This window comes from Enterococcus sp. DIV1767, assembly GCF_050542585.1.
GTDB classification, from domain to species: Bacteria; Bacillota; Bacilli; order Lactobacillales; family Enterococcaceae; genus Enterococcus_D; species Enterococcus_D innesii.
The window spans coordinates 2294054-2310161 of the sequence record NZ_CP172936.1; the positions used below are offsets into that span (position 1 = coordinate 2294054).

The 16108-nt window shown below is 44.2% G+C and carries 16 protein-coding genes; 3 read left to right on the plus strand and 13 right to left on the minus strand.

Going from position 1 to position 16108, the window contains the following annotated elements:
* Nucleotide 1 precedes the first annotated feature (1 nt).
* The 12 genes from IGI78_RS10925 to IGI78_RS10980 form a co-directional block, all read right to left on the minus strand.
* On the minus strand, nt 2–832 hold the full coding sequence (locus IGI78_RS10925) for an ABC transporter permease (RefSeq protein ID WP_430618017.1): 831 nt from the start codon (nt 830–832) through the stop codon (nt 2–4).
* Nucleotides 832–1791 carry an ABC transporter permease gene (locus IGI78_RS10930; RefSeq protein ID WP_005234830.1) on the minus strand — a complete coding sequence of 320 codons (960 nt, stop codon included), beginning with the start codon at nt 1789–1791 and terminating at the stop codon, nt 832–834. Before IGI78_RS10930 ends, IGI78_RS10925 begins: the two co-directional genes overlap by 1 nt.
* A 72-nt stretch (nt 1792–1863) precedes the next feature.
* Nucleotides 1864–3444: an ABC transporter substrate-binding protein gene (locus IGI78_RS10935; RefSeq protein ID WP_077452726.1), complete on the minus strand. Its 1581-nt coding sequence runs from the start codon at nt 3442–3444 to the stop codon at nt 1864–1866.
* A 50-nt stretch (nt 3445–3494) separates the two neighbouring features.
* Nucleotides 3495–4325, minus strand: a complete 831-nt coding sequence (locus IGI78_RS10940; protein WP_430618018.1) for a MetQ/NlpA family ABC transporter substrate-binding protein — start codon at nt 4323–4325, stop codon at nt 3495–3497.
* Between the two features lie 255 nt (nt 4326–4580).
* Nucleotides 4581–5675, minus strand: coding sequence for an aminotransferase class I/II-fold pyridoxal phosphate-dependent enzyme (locus IGI78_RS10945; RefSeq protein WP_086292049.1), 1095 nt, complete (start codon nt 5673–5675; stop codon nt 4581–4583).
* The gene (locus IGI78_RS10950; protein WP_430618019.1) at nt 5665–6864 is read right to left on the minus strand and encodes a MalY/PatB family protein; all 1200 of its coding nucleotides are present in this window, start codon (nt 6862–6864) and stop codon (nt 5665–5667) included. The genes IGI78_RS10945 and IGI78_RS10950 overlap by 11 nt, the downstream gene beginning before the upstream one ends.
* The gene (locus tag IGI78_RS10955) at nt 6854–7822 is read right to left on the minus strand and encodes a homoserine O-succinyltransferase (RefSeq protein WP_430618020.1); all 969 of its coding nucleotides are present in this window, start codon (nt 7820–7822) and stop codon (nt 6854–6856) included. Before IGI78_RS10955 ends, IGI78_RS10950 begins: the two co-directional genes overlap by 11 nt.
* Before the next feature lie 398 nt (nt 7823–8220).
* Nucleotides 8221–8991, minus strand: coding sequence for a C39 family peptidase (locus tag IGI78_RS10960; protein WP_140965071.1), 771 nt, complete (start codon nt 8989–8991; stop codon nt 8221–8223).
* Between the two features lie 138 nt (nt 8992–9129).
* Nucleotides 9130–9741, minus strand: coding sequence for a hypothetical protein (locus IGI78_RS10965; RefSeq protein ID WP_005225537.1), 612 nt, complete (start codon nt 9739–9741; stop codon nt 9130–9132).
* A 118-nt stretch (nt 9742–9859) separates the two neighbouring features.
* The gene (gene rsmA, locus IGI78_RS10970) at nt 9860–10747 is read right to left on the minus strand and encodes a 16S rRNA (adenine(1518)-N(6)/adenine(1519)-N(6))-dimethyltransferase RsmA (RefSeq protein ID WP_077452732.1); all 888 of its coding nucleotides are present in this window, start codon (nt 10745–10747) and stop codon (nt 9860–9862) included.
* On the minus strand, nt 10744–11316 hold the full coding sequence (rnmV, locus tag IGI78_RS10975; protein ID WP_077452733.1) for a ribonuclease M5: 573 nt from the start codon (nt 11314–11316) through the stop codon (nt 10744–10746). Before rnmV ends, rsmA begins: the two co-directional genes overlap by 4 nt.
* Nucleotides 11309–12079: a TatD family hydrolase gene (locus IGI78_RS10980; RefSeq protein ID WP_430618021.1), complete on the minus strand. Its 771-nt coding sequence runs from the start codon at nt 12077–12079 to the stop codon at nt 11309–11311. The genes rnmV and IGI78_RS10980 overlap by 8 nt, the downstream gene beginning before the upstream one ends.
* A 184-nt stretch (nt 12080–12263) precedes the next feature.
* Here IGI78_RS10980 and IGI78_RS10985 point away from each other — a divergent pair, with 184 nt between their 5' ends.
* The 3 genes from IGI78_RS10985 (at nt 12264) to IGI78_RS10995 (ending at nt 14322) form a co-directional block, all read left to right on the plus strand.
* A complete protein-coding gene (locus IGI78_RS10985; protein WP_077452735.1) occupies nt 12264–12980 on the plus strand; it encodes a hypothetical protein in 717 nt (238 codons plus the stop codon).
* A gap of 173 nt (nt 12981–13153) precedes the next feature.
* Nucleotides 13154–14014 (plus strand): metallophosphoesterase, encoded by an 861-nt coding sequence (locus IGI78_RS10990; RefSeq protein WP_195264781.1) that lies wholly within the window; start codon nt 13154–13156, stop codon nt 14012–14014.
* 134 nt (nt 14015–14148) lie between these two features.
* Entirely contained in the window at nt 14149–14322 is a 174-nt protein-coding gene (locus IGI78_RS10995) for a hypothetical protein (RefSeq protein WP_170924028.1), read from the plus strand.
* A gap of 28 nt (nt 14323–14350) precedes the next feature.
* On the opposite strand, the gene IGI78_RS11000 is transcribed toward IGI78_RS10995, so the two are convergent.
* On the minus strand, nt 14351–16108 hold the full coding sequence (locus IGI78_RS11000; RefSeq protein ID WP_081118193.1) for a metal ABC transporter permease subunit: 1758 nt from the start codon (nt 16106–16108) through the stop codon (nt 14351–14353).

The following is a 16108-nucleotide window of genomic DNA, read 5'->3' on the forward strand; positions in this document are numbered from 1 at the left end:
GTCACACCTCTCTTTGCAAGACATGTTTGATCATGTCGCCGATATTGTTAAAGGAATAGATGGTGAAAATAACAAAAAGCCCGGGAAGGATCGCCATGTATGGTGCCCGCTGCAAGCTGTTTTGCGCATTTTGCAACAGACTGCCCCACGAAGCCATCGGTTGCTGAATCCCTAATCCAAGGAAGCTCAATGCTGATTCGGTCATGATCGCCCCAGAAATACTTGCGGATGCCGCAACGATCAAGGTTGGTAGTACTGCGGGGAAAACATGCTTCGCGATAATACTGAATGAAGAACGTCCGATAAATTTCCCGTAAGCGACATATTCCCGTTCTTTCGCCGCTAACGTTTCACCACGAATCAAACGAGCGATGTTCATCCAGGAGAAGCCGCCGATCACAATAATAATCGTGGTTAGTCCGGGACGTAAAAAGACGCTCAAAACGATCACTAACACCAACCAAGGAATCGATGACAATACATCGACGAGCCGCATCAGCACGTTGTCGATCCAACCACCAAAGTAGCCAGAAACAAGACCGACAAGAGTCCCAATAAACGTCGCAGTGATCATTGCCAACACACCTACAAACAAGGACACCCGACCGCCGTAGACGACCCGAATAAAGTAATCCCGCCCCACTTCATCGGTTCCAAATAAATGAGCCCAACTCGGCGGCTGTGACATGTTGCTGACATCCGTTGCATTAGGATCGATGGGGATCAAAGGTGCAACAAGCGACAAAATAATCAATAACGTCAGGAAAACGACAGAAAAGGTATAGATGGGCGAAGCAAGCATGACTTCACTGATTTTTTTGAAAGGTTTCATTACTTGCTCCCTCCTTTACGGATACGTGGATCAACCACGGAGTATAATACATCCGCTAACAAATTCCCTAAGATGACCAGTGTTGCTGACAGCAGCATGATGGCCATGATCACAGGATAATCGAGGCTTTTCGTCGCACTCATCAAGTAAGGTCCGACGCCCGGCCAGCCGTAGATCGTTTCTGTAATGATCGCACCGGTAACTAACATCGGCAACGCCAAGCCGATTTGGGTGACAACGGGAATCAAAATATTGCGACTGATGTGCCGGCTGAAAATCTGCCATTTGCTGGCATGAAATGCCCGTTGCACCATCACGTAGTCTTCTGAAACTTGTTGTGTCGCTGATGCCCGGATATACCGCGTCAAATCTGGAAAGAAGGCGACTGTCAATGTGGTATAAGGCAAAATAAAATGCTGCAGAAAATCGCCAAAATCCCCTTCTTTACCGACCGTATACATGCCAATGATTGGAAACATATTTAATAAGTAACCAAACACATAAATCAAGATCATCGCAAACCAGAAGGTCGGCACAGCGATCCCTAAAGATGCCACAGCGTCAATGATCCGATCCCAAATCTTTCCTTTGTTGGCAGCAGCCAACAGGCCCAAAATGATCGCCAACAACAAGGCAGTCAAATAAGCGGGGATCACTAGGCGCATGGTATTGGGAATCCGAGTCGCAAGTTCTTGTGAAATACTACTTTGAGACACCAAAGAAAAGCCAAGATTACCGGTAAGAATATTTCTGATCCAAAGAAAATATTGAACCAAAAAGGGTTGATCCAAGCCATAGCGCTGCCGCAAAAGATCGATTTGCTCTTGCGACATATTGGGTGTCGTGATGGAGTCGATCACATCATACGGTGCGATATGTATAAGCGAAAAAACGATAAAAGAGATCACAAACAGCAAAGGGATTGCTTGCAATACTCGTTTTGCAATGTATCGAAACATAACTGACCTACTTTCTTTTTCATAGAAAAAAGCTGTGATAAAAAAGATTCCTCTTTATCACAGCCAATGGATTTACTTGATTGTCAATTTTGACATATCTTCGAATGTATAGATTGGGATCAAACCTGCATCTTCTACATTACCAATTCGGTTATTGACCGCTAGGATTTTCTTGTTGTCAACGATTGGGTAAATGATCGCTTCGTCAGCAATGGCTTTTTGCAAATCATCATACAATGCTTCACGTTTGTCCGTGTCTAATTCAACTGCTGCTTGGGCGAACAAATTGTCAATGGTTTCGCTATTGCTTTGGAAGTAGTTGGCACTACCGCCAGTTTCAAATAGACTGCCGTATAAGTCAGGGTCATTTCCCATGATATATCCGCCAAGGAATAAGTTGTACTTCGTTGAATCTGGTTTCTTCAACTCGGTAAAGATCGCTGTACCATCGCCACCTTCAAGGGTAACCGTTATGCCTGCTTGTTGCAATTGTTGTTGGATCAACGTAGCTTGGATCGTTTGGGCTGGATCGGTTGAGTTGAAAGCCAAATTCAATGACAAATCAGTCACACCAGCTTCTTGTAAAAGTTCTTGAGCCTTTTCGACATTTGTCTCGTATTTTTCAACATCATCTGTGACGTATGGGTTGTTCGGTGGCAAGAATGAATATGGTGTTGCATAATACTCTTCATCTAAATATGCTGCTTGATTTAATTCATCTTTGTTCAACGCATAGAGAACTGCTTGTCGAACTTTCACATCTTGCAAAGCATCTGAGTGAGTGTTCAAGCCTAGATAACCAACACGGTTTTCAGTATAAGGATAAACAGAGATCTGCGCATCATCTAAGTCTTCAATATCTGAAGGCAAAACAACGGCTGCATCCACTTCCCCTTTTTGCAAAGCGACTTTCGCCGTATCGGTACTTTCGATGATCCGTAACGTCACATTTTGAATCGAAGGCTTGCCGCCATAATAGTTTTCGTTGGCTTCAAAAGTAAAGTACTCACCACGTTTGTATTCTTTCAGTTGATACGGGCCAGTGCCGACTGGTTTTTCAGGCAGTTCACTGACAGAGAAGTCGGTAACATCTTTAAAGATATGCTCGGGAATGATGTATGTTTCGGTTGCAATATTGCTGATCGCTGCCGCACTCGGTGTCGGCAACACGAATTTGACGGTGTATTCATCCACTTTTTCGATCGCGATTGGTTGGTCGTCGACCCAAAGGGAATCGGCATTGCCATTTTCTTTTTTGACTTTTTGTTCATATGTGAAAACAACGTCATCGGCGGTAAAGTCTTCGCCATCTGACCATTTCACATCTTGTTTCAAATGTACTGTCAAGGAAAGGCCGTCTTCAGCTGGTTCCACTGATTCTGCCAACGCATTTTGTGTCGTTCCATCTGCTTCCACTGTAACTAATGGAGAATAGATCATGTTTGTCACTGTCAATCCCCAACGATCACTGGTGTTAATCGGGTTAGTGGACGATGGGTCCCCGCTGATCGCATAAGTGAATGTTGAATCATCCCCAGCTCCAGCTGCACTACTGGTTGACGTTTCTTCTGTATTTGATCCACCGCAGGCTGCTAGAACAAATCCTAGTCCAACGACGGCAACACTTGCTAAACCTTTTTTCCAATTTATCATTTTTCCATCCTACTTCCTGTCCCTATATAGTAATAGTCGTTTTTACCTTTCTATTCCCATACAGGTATACTAGATTTCTTTGTTACTTCCTCGATGATTGCTTTTACTTCATCGGTCTGATAATATCGAACGACCGTTTGGTAAACGTCATTGTCTGCTTCGTCTGCTCGCGCAGCGATCACATTATAATAAGGCTTGGAGGAATCAGCCACGGGTTCTAAGAAAATCGCATCTTCTGTAGGTACCAAACCAGCATCGACGGCCATGCCATTATTGATCAAAGAAATGTCGACGTCAGTCATAGCTCGAGCAGTTTGATTGGAATCAAGCAGCTCAAATTTCAAAGCTTTGGGATTGTCAGTCACATCACTAGTTGTCGGCAGTAGACCCTTGGATTCATCCAAAGTGATCAAACCAGCCGTTTGTAAAAGTAGCAGTGCGCGACTCTCATTTGAGACATCATTCGGTAAAGCCACTGTAGCTCCATCAGCCAATTCACTGACATCTGTGATTTTATCGGAATAAATACCAAGTGGGTTTAATGTCGTATACGCAATCGTTGTGTTGGAATAGCCACTTTCTTCGTTGACATTGTCCATAAAAATCTCCGTCAATGCTGCGTGTAGATCGATCGACCCATCCTCTAGTGCGACGATTGGCTGACGATAATCGGTAAACTTCACCAATTGCAGGTCGATGTTTTCATTTTCCTTCAATTCTTCCTGCACATGTTCCCAGGCTTCGTTTTGTTCACCAACGACACCCAATTTGATAACGGTGGCTTCCTCATCTGCTTGACTGCTGCCGCAAGCGGCGAAGCTGAACAATGCCAGCAATCCAAGAGCCCCTGTTGCCAATCCCTTTACTACGTTTCTTTTCATCCCTTTTTCCCCTTTTGTTCCCTCCTCAGATCAATCGTCCCGTTTTCTTGTGGCGTTGCTCAACTAGACCAATTTCACCTTTTCTTTTAGAAAGAACTGCTTTCTCGTGAGAAAAAAGGGAGAATGCCTGTTGCCGTCAACCGAAAACATCGGACTCACTATTCATATGTAGTGTAACTTTATCCTATACAACTAAAACTGTCAATAAAATTACTCTACAAAAGTAAGTTTTTAACTAGCTGATCTGCGGTCGGGTTATTTGAATATCTTCAGTGCATTTTCTAAGTCATCGATCAAATCTTTACTACTTTCGATCCCAATGGAGATTCGTAAAAGATCCGGCGTCAATCCATAAGATTCTCGTACCTCTTGAGGAATATCCGCGTGGGTCTGTGTCGTTGGATACGTGATGAGACTTTCCACACCCCCTAGGCTTTCCGCAAAGGTAAAGACCTTTAATGCCGCTAAAAAGCCACTGATTTTGGTTTCATCAAGCACCCGAATGCTGATCATCGCGCCGGCATTCGGATACAGCACCTCTTTAATCGCCGGATGGGCTCGTAAAAAGCGGCCGACTTCCTTGGCGTTGGCTTCTTGCCGTTCAAAGCGCAACGGCAGCGTCTTTAAACTTCGAATAAATAACCACGTATCAAAACTGCTCAAGGTAGGGCCAGAAGTATTGGCTAAATAGTTCAAACGCTCCCCCAGCTGCGCATCTTTGGCGATGACGACGCCTGCCAAAATATCATTGTGGCCAGATAAGAATTTGGTACCTGAGTGGATCACCAGATCCGCACCTTCCTCTAAGGGCAACTGTCGCAAGGGCGTCAAAAAGGTGTTATCTACAATCAATAGCGCCCCCTGTTCGTGAGCAAGCTTGGCGGTTTCAGCAATATCCGTCACGGTCATCAAAGGATTCGTTGGGGTCTCTAAAAAGACAGCCGTTACCTCGTTAGTTAATTTCTCACTTAATTCTGTTACAGTACTGAAGGTATCGAAGAATGCCCGCTGGCTTTTTTCCAATTCCGCAAAATAGCGAAAGCTGCCGCCGTACAAGTCACGAGAAACCAAAAAGCGGCTGCCGCTGGCAAACAAATCAAAAATCAAAGCGATCGCACTCATGCCAGAGCTGGTCACTACTGCCCGAGCCCCTTTTTCTAATTCAGCAAGACCCGCTTCTAAAATATCACGGGTTGGGTTTTTGGTACGGGTATAATCATAGCCGGTACTTTGCCCCAATTCAGGATGCGCAAAGGTCGTGGAAAGATAGATCGGTGGGCTGATCGCCCCAGTTTGCTGATCCGAATGATTGCCTAATTGTGCCAGAAAAGTTGCTGTATCAATCGTCATGTCGTTCCTCCTTTTTGATTGCCTCGATCATGCGATCAAGGGCTTGTTGAATGATAGTCGGTGTTGTCGCAAGATTCAGACGAATCAAGCCTTGACCGTCTTTGGCGAACCATTCCCCATAATCGACTGCCAAACCGGCAGTATCTTGGATCACGTGCTTGGTTCGTTCTTTGGCAATGACTTGCCGCAGATCCACCCAGAGAAGATAGGTTCCTTCTAAGGGCAGGAGCTCAATCTTGGGAAATGCTTCTTGCAGTTGCTGGCGGACCATTTGTTCATTGGTAGCAACCACTGAGAGCAGATCAGCTAGCCATTGATCACCCGATTCATAAGCAGCTTGGGCAGCAGTTAGACCAAAACAATTAACTTCCGTCTGCTTGTATTGCCGACACCACGCGTGATAGGTTGTGCGCATCTCTAAATCTGGAATCCAAACGTGAGACAGCAATAACCCTGCTAAGTTAAAGGTTTTTGAGGGCGAATCCAGGACGATCAGTTTTTCAATGCCTAAACGCTGCGCCACTGTTATTGCCGAAACAAATTGCTGGTCACCGAGTATCAGCTCACGATGGATCTCATCGGCGATCACGACAACCTTATGTTTTTGGCAGATTGCCAATAACTGATGTAGCTCTTCCTCTTGCCAGACCCGCCCTACTGGATTGTGGGGGGAGCAGAGAATAAATAGTTTCACTTTTTCTTCAATGATTTTGGCTTCAAAAGCAGCAAAATCGATTCGATAGGAATTCCCCACTTTTTGTAAAGGTGCTTCTATCAAGCGTCTTTTCGTCTCTTTGATGCTGTCAAAAAAGGGATAGTAGACGGGCGGCTGGATCAAGATGCCATCGTCAGGTTCTGTGAAACAATGAAGCAAATCAACCAAAGATTGGACGACCCCTGTGGAAAACGAGAGCCATTTTTCTTCAAATTTCGTCCCCCAGTGGCGATCTTGCCAGCCCTGATAGGCTGAAAAATAGCCTGAAGGGGGAATGCCATAGCCGAAGGTTCCTTGAGCAACCAGTTGCTGCAAAGCTTTTTCTACTGCTTTTGGCGCCGCAAAATCCATATCGGCTACCCATAAAGGCAAAAGCTTTTCTCCTTGGAACCGTTGATCGACAAGATCCCATTTTAAAGAATCAGTACCTTTTCGCTGTCTGGCATAATGGGAGAGAAAGGACTCAATCGTCATTGATACTCACCCGACCTTCTGGCTCGCTCCCGATCCGATAACCTTCTTTCGTGGGCTTGACGGACAGGTCATACGGCGTTCGCAAATAGGTTTCATTGATCCAATTGCTGAAAAACAAGGAGGCATGTCCCCGCCAACGGTTGGTGATTTTCCCACCTAAACGGTCATAGGCAAAGTAATTTTGCGGCAATGCGGTAGCTAAGCCCCGTTCCATGTCTCGCAAGTACTCTTCATTCAAGGTCGTTGTATGGTATTCAAAATGTCCTAGTAAAAAGACATTTTTATGATCCTCTGATACGAAGATGGAGGGTCCCGTTTCAACACCCGCTGCCAATATTTCTAAGGGGGCTTGGGCGAGCTGGCCTTCATCGATGCCAGTATAGCGTGAATGGGGCGTATAAAAGACGTCGTCAAAACCGCGAACGAGCGGATGAAAATGCGTGACTGCTTGTTCGAAGACGCCGAACAATTTGCTTGGGTACAACACTTTGTCGATACCATAATGGTAATAAAGACCTGCTTGTGCCCCCCAACAAATATGCAGGACTGAAGTACAATTCGTCTGGCTCCAATCCATGATCTCTTGCAGTTCTTGCCAATAATCAATGGCTTCAAAGGCCATTTTTTCAACAGGGGCACCAGTGATGATCAAGCCGTCGAATCGTTGGGACTGGATCACTGAGAATTCTTGATAGAACTTTTCCATGTGATCGACAGACGTGTTTTTACTTTCGTGGTACTTCATTTTCAGTAAAGTCACTTCAATTTGCAGCGGACTTTGGGAAAGCAGGCGCAGCAATTGATTTTCTGTGGCGATCTTTTTCGGCATTAAATTGACAATCGCGATCTTCAAGGGACGAATCTCTTGTTTCGCCGCTTTATGCTGCAGTAAGGCAAAGACATTTTCTTTTTGCAGGACCGCTGCAGCGGGTAATTCTTTGGGAATAATGATTGGCATTGCTTCAACCCCTTACAGATAAATTTCTTGTTGAAGAGAAAGCGAACAGTTTCGGCTGTGAAAAACAAAAAAAGCCGCCCTTTTATCCTTGCGGATAAAAGGGACGACTTGATGCGCGTTACCACCCTAATTCGTGCTATTCTCACAAATAACACCTCAACAGTACACTATGATACTTGGCGCTGTAACGGGCGCATGCCGTTTTGCTGGCGTGAACCAACAAAAAAACTCAGAGCTCATCTTCACTGATCACCGCATGTCTCCTTTTTCACCAACCGGAGTCTCTGTACCTTTGTTGATCTGCTACTCTTCTCTTCAACGTTATCGAAATCTTTGTTTAATTTTAAAAAATTATAATTGTTTTTTCATTTACTGTCAACGTCAAGTTTATTTTTTTCTTATAGTTCTTCTAAATATAAATATTGTTGCCCCATTTTTTCATAAATCGTTGCTAAGTCTTCTTTGCTGACTTCGCGATCTTTATGCCCATAAGGGTCATTGACATACATCGTCTCTCCGTCGATTCCCGTGATCACTACCGAGTGGATCAATGCAGTCACAAGGATTTCGCCATTTTTCGTATTCCATTGAAAGAAGTCAGCATCGGTAGGTACTTGTAATTCTAAGGTCGCGATCATCCAAACGGGTTTTCCAGATTGCAGTACTTTGACGATCTCATCAAAGCTTTTGTCTCGTCCACTAACAACTTCATATTGCTCTTTCACAATCCTTTCGGCAACATCGGTGATCGGCTCAACGTCAACCCCCATTGCGCTGTCGCCGCCATAGATGTTTCCAACAAAGCCTTCTCGTGGGTCTCCATGGTGATCGTAATCCTCATAAAGCGGGACATAGGCTAATTCTTCTGCCAATTGATTTTTATTCGTTTCAAATCCATAAAAATTCAAGAGCATCGATAAAGCTGTTACTTCACAGCCGTTTCCTAAGGCAACTTCATCGAATTGATTTTCTAACGGAACATCTAATTGAATAACCTCACTGTATTCCGGCTCTGGTGTTTGTTCCTCATCCGAAAGTGCTAATGTCAATTCATCCTCTATCACTTCAAAGGGGGATTGCCCGTTCTTACTGTCATAAAAAATCAGCAGAAAGAAGAGCATCAAGACGAACATACTTAAAAGTAACCGTTTTAACTTTATCTTCTTCATCTACTTCCTCCTCTTGTATATTATAACTTATTTCTGTTTATTATTTCACTATAATAAACTTATTAGGAAGGAGTATTTTTTTAATCTAAACACAAAAAAATAGACCCGTTTAGGCAGCGGGTCTATTCAAACTGGCGCTTATGCCGCTTTCTTTTGTTTCTGAATAAAGCGTCCTTTTGCTTTTGAAAATGAACGAATATCGAATTGTTTGCTTAAGGCACCTGCAACAAAATAAGCCAAATTGAAATCGATCAAGCTATGGATCAAGCCACCGATCCCCATCAAAACGAACAAGAAATAGTAGAAATTGCCATCGAATGCGGTTCCCGGGACATTTCCTGTGAAGTAAAAGGCGGCAACGACTGCCATTTCAACGGCAGAATGAATCAGTCCAATAATCAAGTTAAAGCTCTGAAATTTGATATTCAATAAAGAGGGTTTGCCATTTTTCAGTAAAATATCTGGGTGCTTCTGTAAATAAAAGGCTCCGATGACGGCAAAAACAACATGGGACAATGCCCGTAAAGCAATGATTGGTGGTAGTGTTAAGAAAAAGCCAAAGGTTGTTCCTAAAGCTACCGCGATCGCCATCGCTGGTGAAAAGAACATCGCCACAAATACGGGCACGTGGCTAGCTAAAGTAAAGGATGCTGGTCCAATGACGATTTTGGGCATTACCATGGGAATGACGATCCCCATGCCGATCAACAATGCAGCGATCGTTAAGTGGCGGATGGAATGATTTTTCATTTATACTCTCTCCTTCGATGTGTCATGACAGTTCTGTCTTGCTTATTCTACTGGTATTTCCACGAGGTGTCAAGACACAAAAAAACGAATGTTTATTCAACATCCGTTTTTATTGAAGTTATCCTTTACGCGCTTGCATTTCATTGCTTAATTTGGCAAATTCCGCTAACGACAGCGTTTCTCCACGTCGTTTCGGATCGATCCCACTTGCTTCTAAGCTGTCTGCCAACCACTGTTTGGTTGTTTCATCTTTTCCATAGCTATTTTGCAAATTGTTCCAAAGGGTTTTACGACGCAGCTGAAAGGCTGCTTTCGTTAATTTGAAAAACTCTTTTTCATCGGTGACTGCGACTGCTGGTTGTGAACGACGCGTCAATTTCAAAATAGCCGAATCAACATTCGGTTGGGGCACAAAAACGGTTTTCGGGACGATGAATGCCAGTTTTGCTTCCATGTAGTATTGCACAGCGATCGACAACGAGCCATAGGCTTTAGTCCCAGGAACTGCTGAGATTCGATCTGCCACTTCTTTTTGCATCATCACCACCATTTCATCTACTGGTACCTGAGACTCTAAAAAGTGCATCATAATTGGCGTAGTGATGTAATAGGGCAAGTTTGCGACAACTTTTAATGAAGCAGCCGTATCGCTGAATGCTGACTGAATGGTCGTTGCCAGATCTGCTTGCAAGACATCTTGATGAATGATTTGCACATTTTGATATGGCTGCATTGTGTCGGCTAACACTGGAATCAACCGATCATCGATTTCAAACGCCAACACTTGCTTGGCGTGTTTTGCCAACTGTTCGGTCAGCGCACCGATCCCGGGACCAACTTCGATGACGTTTGTCGTCTCGTCGATGCCTGCTGTTTCCACGATTTTCCGTAAAATATTCGGTTCTGTTAAGAAGTTTTGACCTAAACTTTTTTTAAAGGTAAAGCCATGTTTCGCTAAAATCTCTTTGGTTCTTGAGGGGGTTGCTATATCCCGTTCTTCTTTCACAATTCTTCCTCCACTGTTTTCATTGCTTCTGCCAGCTCTGCATCAGTAATACGAAACATTGCCAGCCGCTTCTCTAATTGTTTGCCGTTCGTATAGCCGATGCGTAAAAGATCCCCCAACCGCTCTCGTTTCTCTTTCGCTCCTGCCCCTGCGATCAAGCCATACGCTAACAACTGTTGCCGATCAATGGTCCCTTCGCTAGCTTCATTTGAAGCAATCGGGGTTACGACTTTCCGCAAGGCTTCTTTCAACGCTTCATGGCTGGCGTGTTCCACGCCTAAACTGCCTTTGTTTTTCGGTGCTGCCTGACTGCGTGGTAAAAAGGCATGCTTGGCATCCGGAACGACTTCCATAATGATCTTGCGGATCTTTTCTCCTGAAAAATCGGGATCGGTAAACACGATGACCCCTCGTGTCTCTTGGGCGTGCTCGATTTGATCAAGGATCGTATCATCGATTGCCGAACCGATCGTTTCGATGGTATCTACTTCGAACACTTCTTGCAATCGGCGGGTGTCGTCTTTGCCTTCGACGACAATGATTTCTTCGATTTTCGGTTTATCAGTCATTGATCCTAAACAAGCGGTGGGCATTTTTTGTCGTGTAGGTCGCAACGTCAGCGACCGCTTCTTGCCGCAGCTCCGCGATTTTATCCACTACATAATGAGTATAGCCCGGTTCATTGCGCTTGCCGCGATAAGGAACAGGGGCTAAATACGGTGCGTCAGTCTCAACGAGTAGCCGATCTTGTGGCACGACTTGCGCAGCTTCTTGTACCTGCGTAGCCTTTTTGAAGGTCACGACACCACTAAAGGAAATGTACATTCCTAGATCCAAGAACTTTTTCGCCCATTCGCCATCCCCGCTAAAGCTGTGCATGATGCCGCCGATCGTTTGGACTTTTTCATCCTTCAAGATCGCATAGGTATCTTCTAAGGCTTCACGGGTATGAATACTGATGGGCAGCTGATGTTCACGAGCGATCGCCATTTGCCGACGAAAGACCTTTTCTTGAACTTCTTTCGGATCTTCCATCCAGTGGTAGTCTAAACCGATTTCACCTAGGGCAACGACTTTTGGTCGTTCCAAGCGCTCTTGCAAATAGGTTTCTACATTTGGGGTATAAGAACCAGCTTCGGTGGGATGCCAACCGATAATGCTGTAAATGCCTGGATATTCTTTACTTAATGCTAACGATTTTTCAATCGTTGGCTGATCGAAACCGACGACCGCCATCTCCGTTACTCCTAGTTCTTGCGCACGGGCGACCGTTTCGGGAATGTCTTCGTTAAACTGTTCGGCATTCAAATGTGTATGAGAATCAAAAATCATGAAATCTCCTCCTTAGTCCTTCTATACTCTAGCATATTTTGACGGTTTAAGAAACGAATCCTCTCCGCTTTTTTCAGCAGTTTAAGAAAACTTTCAGCAAGAAAAAAAATCCGCCCAAAGTTGGAGGACGTCGAAGCTGATTTTCTCTATACTGAGTGTAACGAAATCGTATGGAGGTGGAAATATGGAACGATCAAAAATTGATCCCGGCCGCTTTTTTTCTGGCCAAAAAGCAGCAGCTAAAGGCACGTTAAAACATCAATATCATTACTATCGGCAGCAAAATGCCCATCAAGCATTCAACAGCGACTTTCAGCGAAATTTCCAGCAAGATTTCCCGAATTTTGCTACCTGGCTAAAATTGCAGCAGCAGACACCACAAAAGAATCAAACAGCGACTTTTTCTCACTGGTTATTGGTTGGTTTCTTCGGACTTTTGACAGCAGCAAGTTTTTCGCAACAGCTCTTATTCCTACTTTTTGTCTTTGTCTTAGCCGCTCTCGTCAAAGGACCTGGCATGATCATATGGGGCATCGTTTATTCCTTCTTAGTTAGTCTGTTCCCGCCATTGGGTATCGTTCTTTCTGGCTTATTTTTCTTACTGACCCTGCGTCAATTAACCAAAAACGTCACTTTCGTTTTGACTGCATTGTACTTTTACGGCTATCCCTTTGTGATCACAGCCCTCCAGCACTTTACGAATTGGGACCCGCAATGGCTGTGGGTCGGTAGTATCGGTTTTGCCTTGATCAGTGGCCATTTTGTCTTAAAGCAAAACTATCCCTTTGCTTCAAGTAAAAGTCTCGCATGGGCGATCATCTCCGTCCCTTATGATTGTGTCATGGCTTTGATCCCCGTCAAACACAAGGCACGCTTCAAACGATTGGTGAAAATCAAATAATTGCGATCTAGGATACAAAAGATAGGCTATTGTAGCTTCTTTTGTATCTTTTTTAATGGAAAAATCAAGCGAAATACGATGGATATTTTTTGTTATTTTTGCTTTCGTATGATTGCTTTTTTTGTAAGAATCTACTATGCTAGAAACTAGCAAATCAAAAAAGGAGCCACGCCATGTACACCCTCATTCTTATTGCATTCCTCCTTACGGGCTTGCTAGTTTACTCCTTTATTATTGAACCGCATCTTCTCAAACAACGGCATTATCTCATAAAAAAAGACAAGCGCACCGTCTTAGATATTTCAAAAGCTTATGACCTTTACCAAGCAGAGAGCAATATCGTGATCGCCCATATCAGCGACCTTCATTTTTCTCGTTGGTTTAAACCAAGACGAATGAATCGCATCATTCGATCAACGATCCAAAACAAGCCGGATCTGATCATCATCACGGGGGATCTGATCGATAATTATAAAAAATGGCCGCATCGTTCAACCAAGCGACTGATCGAAAAGCTGAAAAAATTGCAAGCGCCTCTGGGTAAGATCGCAGTTATGGGGAACCATGACCATTTGAATGACGGTCATTACTTTGTTAAGGAAATATACCAGCATGCAGGGTTTACCTTACTTGATAATGAGTCGGTTTTTGGTTCTGATGACAAGACGTCGATGAATATTGTCGGTATCGATATAGAAAGTCCGAAAGTCAGTTTTACCTATGAAGCAACCTTAGCAGAATGGCAGCTACTTTTGCTCCATGAACCCGATTATGTTTCTCGGATCACCAATCTGCCAAACTACGACTTGATTCTGTCTGGCCATAGCCATGGCGGGCAGATTCGCTTGCCTTTTTATTATGCGAAAACGAAGGGTGCGTTGAAATATACCGATGGGCTCTACCTTTTAGGCAATGAGACCTTATTGAGTGTTTCCAGTGGGGTCGGTATGACCAAGATTCCCGCCCGACTCGGCGTCCCGCCAGAGATCCTTTATTACCATCTAGAACCGCAACAGCAATCGAACGTTTCTTAACTGTTCAATGGTGTGATTGGGAAAAAATCAGCGAATCGTTTCCGCAAACGTTCGATTCACTGATTTTCTTTTTGTTCCTATCATGTTAAAATATACCAAATTAATACTTTCCAACAATTAGGAGGAACCAAAAAATGCTCATCTCAGGAACGCTCTGGTTTTTGATCGCCTTCTTCGCTTATACAGCCTATGTATACCTTCAGGGGTTGTACTTTCCTGTCATCGCATTTCTTGCTGCCTTGATGGGCTGCGGATTTTATCTCTTTGCTTTTCTCCAGCACAAAAATACGACGAAAAAACATCCTTAGCCAGAACGAGCTAAGGATGTTTTTTGCATTATTGATTCAAGCCTTGATAAATCGTATCGAGATTCCACTTCATCATGTTATAGTAACTGTCGCCTTCTTCTCCCGGCTCTGCAATCGAATCGGTAAAGACGGTTCCGAAAATCGGGATGCCTGCATCACGAGAAACACTTTGCATTGGACGAGTATTGACGCTGCTTTCGACAAACAAGGAAGCGACGGCTGAGTTTTGCAGCTGATCCACTAAGTTTTTGATTTGCGCAGGGGTACCTTCTTCTTCGGTATTGATTTCCCAAATATAGGCAGACGGTACACCGTAGGCTTTGGAGAAGTATTTGAAGGCTCCCTCACTGGTGACGATCAATTTCTTCTCTTCGGGAATCGATTGGAAGTTTTCCTTCGCTTGCTGATCCAGTTCTTCTAATGAAGCCAAGTAGCGTTCAAGGTTTTCTTCATAGAAAGAGCGATTGTCAGGGTCCTTTTCGCTCAGGCGTTGAGCGATGTTGCGGGCATAGATCATGCCGTTTTCTAGATTCAACCAGGCATGAGGATCGGCTTTGCTGTGGTCTTCATCATCAGAAAGATAAAGCACATCCACGCCATCACTGACGGCAAAGTAATCTTCATTTTCTACCTTATTGGCATTGTTCATCAATTTGGTAAACCAGCCATTGCCACCGGTTTCTAGATTCAAGCCGTTGTAAAGGATAAGATCAGCATCGGTCGCTTTTCGAACATCTTCCACTAAAGGTTCATACTCATGAGGATCACGCCCCACCGGTACGATACTGTGAAGATCGATTCGATCACCGGCAATGTTTTCCGTAATATCAGCAATGATCGAATTGGTCGCTACTACTGAAAGCTTCCCTTCTGTTTGGGCCATCTGTCCGTTTTGCTGTGCCAAAAAGAAGCCGCCGGCTACCGCTGCTGTTGCTAAAACCGCTGTCGCTGACCAGCGCTTAACTGGACTGGTCTTTTGTTTTGGTGAGAACAAGAAACCGATCACGAAAAAGGCTCCTGCGGTCAAAACGATACTTGACCCTGCGGCAATATTAAAGCTGTACCCGATAAACAAGCCGATAAATGAGGCGAAACCACCTAAAATCCCTGCGATGACCATCATATGCTTCAATTGTTTTGTATATAAATAAGCCGTTGCTGCTGGAGTGACTAATAAAGCCACAATCAAGATCGTTCCGACGCTTTGCATCGCTGTCACTGAAACCAAAGTTAACAAGAACATCAATAAGTAGTGATAGGCTTGCACTTTCATCCCAAAAGCCTTTGCCATCATCGGATCAAAAGACGTGATCAACAGTGGACGGAAGAAAAGGATGATCACTGCCAGCACAAGGATAGCGATAGCGATCGTCAGCCATTTGTCGCTATCTTGTACCGCTAGCACATTCCCAAACAAAATGTGAAACAAATCAGTCGAACTGTTTGCTACCCCAATCAAGATAACCCCTAAAGCTAGAAACGAACTAAAGGTGATACCGATCGCCGTATCACTTTTGATCAGGCTGTTATTGGCGATATAGGTAATGATCATGGAAGCCAAGATCCCAAAGAAGATCGCCCCGACAAAAAAATGAACACCGAAGATATAAGACAAGGCTACCCCTGGTAAGACCGCATGAGAGATTGCATCCCCCATCAAGGACATCCCTCGTAAGATAATAAAACAACCGATCACCCCTGCGACGATCCCGATCGCGACTGCCGTGATCAAGGCATTTTGCAAGAAATGATAGTTACTTAAACTGGTAAAAAAACTTGTCAACAT